3 protein-coding genes are annotated in these 4,945 nt (G+C 51.1%); 2 read left to right on the top strand and 1 reads right to left on the bottom strand.

The annotated features are described in order from the left end of the window. Window positions 1–148: 148 nt before the first annotated feature. Window positions 149–1,033, bottom strand: coding sequence for a prephenate/arogenate dehydrogenase (locus tag LKK83_RS15715; RefSeq protein WP_324632163.1), 885 nt, complete (start codon window positions 1,031–1,033; stop codon window positions 149–151). A 530-nt stretch (window positions 1,034–1,563) separates the two neighbouring features. On the opposite strand from LKK83_RS15715, the gene LKK83_RS15710 reads away from it, so the two are divergent. Next, complete coding sequence (locus tag LKK83_RS15710; protein ID WP_324632162.1) at window positions 1,564–3,099, top strand: pentapeptide repeat-containing protein; 1,536 nt, start codon at window positions 1,564–1,566, stop codon at window positions 3,097–3,099. Window positions 3,100–3,236: 137 nt separating this feature from the next. After that, complete coding sequence (locus LKK83_RS15705; RefSeq protein WP_324632160.1) at window positions 3,237–4,802, top strand: pentapeptide repeat-containing protein; 1,566 nt, start codon at window positions 3,237–3,239, stop codon at window positions 4,800–4,802. Window positions 4,803–4,945: the final 143 nt, after the last annotated feature.

Below are 4,945 nucleotides of genomic sequence, written 5' to 3'. Positions count from 1 at the left end.
CTGGTCTTCTGGTCAGGTGAGCTTGGGAAAATAAAGTCTTACCAAGCCCCTCCCTTTAGGGATGGGGTTCCTGACGCCGATTTATCTTGACCCAAAATAGAAGGGATTGCGATTGAGTTTTGACATCCTGAAAATAGTGATAGCCTTCTTATTCTAACGAGTTTCGGTCCGGAGGGGAGTCGATTGAGTCTGGAAATGTTAAAAATTGAGGGCGAGCGTCCTGGGTGCGTTGGAGGAACTGTTCCAGGGCAGCCCAGTTTTCGGATTCGATCGCGCAGATGAAGGCATCGAGTCGCTGACGGTAGGTACACAGGGAACGCAACAACTCCTGACGATTGTACTGAGCCATCATCATTCCCAATTCCGGATTGCCACCGCCCACGCGAGTGGTATCGCGAAAGCCGGTACTGGCGAATTTTTGAGCCAGGGCGATCGCCGTTGTAGAAGGTTCGCTCAAGCAAGCATCAATCAAACTCGCCGCCACCATCACCGGCAGATGAGAGATCCAAGCCACAGAGCGGTCGTGGTCTTCCGGGGTGCAGTAGTAGACCCGGGCCTGGAGAGACGCAGCGATCGCCGCCACCTGTTCGGTCGCCGCAGGGGGAGTGGAGGCGAGGGGAGTAATTGCATAGGGGCGATCGGCGAACAAATTGGAGATCGCCGCATCCAGTCCGCTGCGTTCCGTACCCGCCATTGGGTGCCCGGGAACGAAACGCGGCCACAAGGGAGCAACCGCTTGAGCCACCGGGGTTTTCACCGACCCCACATCGGTTATGATAGCGGTAGAGGAAAGATGGGGAACGAGCCGTTGCACCGTGGGGGCGATCGCGGCGATTGGCGTGCAAACAAACACCAAATCGGCGCTTTCCATCAGGGTAAAATCTACATCTGCATCATCGACAATTTGGCGCGCGATCGCTGCTTGGCAAGTTTCCCGACGACGCGCCACCCCCAGCACCCGATGCCCGCGCGATCGCAAATCCAACCCCAGAGATCCACCAATCGACCCCAAACCCACAATTCCAATATTCATCGGCTCCCTACATCCCAACCTTGGTTGAAGACGATTTTAGTCGATTACCCCCCCGATTCCATACCCATGCCTCAAAAAAAGGAAGGCATCCGTGAGGGGGGGTATGTGATGTGGCAACCTGCCATGACAAGGAAAACTTATTAGGATTCAAGGGAATGAAACCTATGTGAACCAGCCGCGATCGGGAGGATGCGGGGAACTCTAGCTCATAAGAGCATCCTTACCGGTCGGAACGGAGCCACTTCCCCCAGGGGGTCTAGGGAGAGGAAGCGCCCAACCAGTGGCACGACCCCGTGCTAGTTAACCCGGCACCGAGATGCGATCGCCTCGTAGATTCTGCCGCCAGATGCCCCCAATTCCCCTAACGTCTGGCCGGTGTTTGAAGCGAGAATCCCTTTCACTGTCCCGCATTTCTGGGAAACTCAAGGCCGTGCAAACCGAGTGGGGGTTTCCCCAGAAAGAGCTAAACGCTAGCATGATAGTGCATCGAACCGTTCACCAAACCGTTCCCATGTTCTCAGGGTGCCCCGATGGAAGCTGAAGAACTCGTCAAACAATTTGTAGCTGGAACCAGAGACTTTCAAAGCGTTAACCTTACTGAGGTCAACCTCAGTCAAGTCAATCTCAGCGAGATTAATTTAAGTGGGGCTAACCTGAGTATCGCCAATCTCAGCGGTGCCGATCTCAGTGGAGCAAATCTCAGTCACTCCAAACTCAACGTCGCCAAGCTCAACAGCGCTCATCTGTGTGGCGCGAATCTCAATGGCGCTGACCTCAACGTTGCCAATTTGATTCGCGCCGATTTGCGCGGCACTTTATTGATTCAAGCTTCCCTGATTCGCGCGGAATTGATGCGGGCCGAACTCAGTGGAGCCAACCTGACGCAAGCGAACCTCAATGGTGCCAACCTCAGAGAAGCAAAACTCAGACAAGCTTATTTAGTCAGCGCCAACGTCAGCGAGGCAGATATGAGAGGCACCTCTGTGACCGGGGCGAATCTAGAACAAGCCAACTTGCGAGAGACCAACCTCAGCGGTGCCGATCTCAGTGGAGCCAATCTGAGAAATTCGGAATTGAGACAAACGGATCTCTCCCATGCCAAACTCATGGGGGTGGATTTATCCGGGGCAAATTTGAGATGGGCGGACTTAAGTGAAGCTTGTTTGCGCGGCGCGGATCTCAGCGGCGCGAAATTGAGCGGTGCCAACTTGCGCGGAGCCGACTTGAGCCATGCCAATTTACTCGATGCTAGCTTGGTTTATGCCGATTTAACTCACGCCAATATGATCCAAGTGGATTGGACGGGAGCCGATATTTCCGGTGCTACTTTAACCGGAACCAAACTCTATTCTGTCTCTCGATTTGGATTGAAAACCGAAGGGATTACCTGTGAGTGGATAGACTTGAGTCCGAATGGCGATCGCACCCAAGTTTATCGGTTTACGCCGGAAATGACCGAGCAGTTTTTCCATCAAACCCTACCTACGGTGGAAATTATTATCGATTCGCCCCTGGATCAAGATGCTCATCTGGCTTTAGCTTTGGCTTATCATCAAATCGCCCAGCGCTATCCAGATTTACTCCATCCGCCGAATATTGAGGTGGGTTCTCGCCGCACCACATTGCGATTTAAAGTGAATAGCGACAAGTTATTATTTTCCACCGCTTATGTGGCGATCGTACCGTTTAAAGATGCCACCGTCACTCAGGAGAATATCGAACATCTCGTGGAGATGATCGAATCCCCAGAGCTGAGTGCTGTCCTCGATGGAGCAATGGAAAAAGTGAAAGAAATTAGAAGTTCTCAGACCTTTTCGCGCATCGTCCATCGGGGGAAATTCTTTCAATCGCCCACGGAAACCGTGCTCACTAACTCTAGCGATCGCACCTTAGACATTCACCACAATCCCCACTTCGGCAAGCGATTGATTAATGTGGCTTATGGAAATAATGGCTTGCCCCCCGGTACCATCAAAGCGGCTCCCAATTTTGCGCTTCCCCCAGTGAGCCTGGTGGTAAATTTTATTAAAGGCTTGCACTTGTCATCTAATGCAGTCTCGCAATAGTCAACCTGTTGTAAAAGGAGCGATCGCTGTTTGATGTAGTTGGTTTTGACCCCCGGATTTGAGATAATGTTTAGTCTGAGGGTGGGAATAACCGCTTGCGAGACTAAAACGTAAGAACCATTCAAAAGGAAAACTCTATGCAAGCCGAGGAACTGCTAAAAAAATATGCAGAAGGAGAACGAGACTTTAGTGGCGTTGACCTCACCGAGGTTAACCTCAGTAGAGCGAATCTGGTGGGTGTCAATTTGTCAAACGCCACCCTAAGTATCGCCAATTTGAGTGGAGCCAATCTCAGTGAAGCAAACCTTACGGGAGCTAAACTCAATGTGGCCAGAATGAGCGGTGCCAATCTGAGTAAAGCGAAGTTAAATGGCGCTATCCTCAACGTTGCCAATCTGGTCCGCGCCAATCTCAGCGGTGCAGAACTCATGCAAGCTGCCTTAATTCGCTCGGAATTGGTGCGCGCCGAACTGAGTCGCGCCAACTTATGCGAAACGAACCTCAGCGGGGCGGATCTCAGAGAAGCCAAACTCCGACAAGTGAACTTCATTGGAGCTAACTTGAGTGAATCGGATATGCGCGGCACGAATCTAGCAGGCGCTAATTTGGAACATGCCACCTTGAGCGGCACGGATCTGAGTCGTTCCGAACTCAGCGGCTGCGACCTGAGCGAAGCAGAACTGCGACATGCCAACCTCAGTCGCGTTAACCTCAGCGGCGCTAATCTCAGTGGCGCTAATCTCAGATGGGCCGATTTAAGCGGGGCGAATCTGAGATGGGCGGACTTTAGTGAGGCAAAACTCAGCGGTTCAAACTTGCTTGGCGCAGACTTAAGTAACGCAAATTTAGTCAATGCCAGTTTCGTTCATGCCGATTTAACTCAAGCTAATTTAATTCGCGTCGAATGGGTTGGAGCTGACTTGAGTGGCGCAACCTTAACCGGCATCAAGTTGTATGGAGTTTCTCGCTATAACCTCAAAACTGAAGGCATTACCTGCGAATGGGTTGACTTGAGTCCCTATGGCGATCGCACCCAAATTTATCGCTTTAGCGCCGAAGAAGCTAAAAAGTTTTTCAATCAAACCCCCCCCACTGTACGGATTATCATCGATGCTCCCTTAGATCAAAATGCCAATTATGCCTTAGCTGCCACTTATCAGCAAATCGCCAATCAAATCGGCATGATGCAAACTCCCCCCAGCATTAAAGTGGGCTATCGACGAACCGAACTGAGCTTTAAACTCGACAATGACTATCAAATCTTTTCCTCCGCTTACATCGCCATTATCCCCTTTAAAAATGCTAGCTCCACGCAAAAAAATATCATCACCCTAATGAAAATGCTGCAAGCACAGGCCATTAACAGCCACAGCATGGAGTCCATCAAACAGGTCAAACAATTAAGCAGCGCCCTGAGCCAAACCATTCACAAGGTTAACGAACTCAATCTCTCCCCCAGTTCTGCCGTTTCCGAAGAAAGGGTGAACTTTTTTGACGCCCCAACCCAGATGCTCCTGACGAACTCGAGCGATCGCTCTTTGCAAATTTATTACGACCAAAACTTCGGCAAGCGATTGATCAATACAGCCGGTTCGACCAGACCCGCCGCCACTGGGACGACCATGAAAGCAACCAAGTTCTCTTTACCCACGGTGAATGTGCTGGTTGATTTTGTCTCCGGTTTCTACTACTTAGAAAGTTAACACGACTCCCCCCAACCCGGAATTTTTTACCACTCCCTAGAGTCTGTTGTAAACTATAGTTATGCTGGTGCGATTCGTTCCCGCAAAAGTGGAGGGTAAATGCCCGAAGCGTAAGCGGGGCAAGGAACACAGCCCCTAAAGGC

It is taken from the genome of Phormidium sp. CCY1219, assembly GCF_035615515.1.
Taxonomy (GTDB): Bacteria; Cyanobacteriota; Cyanobacteriia; order Cyanobacteriales; family Laspinemataceae; genus CCY1219.
This window is presented reverse-complemented; position numbering and strand designations above follow the sequence as displayed.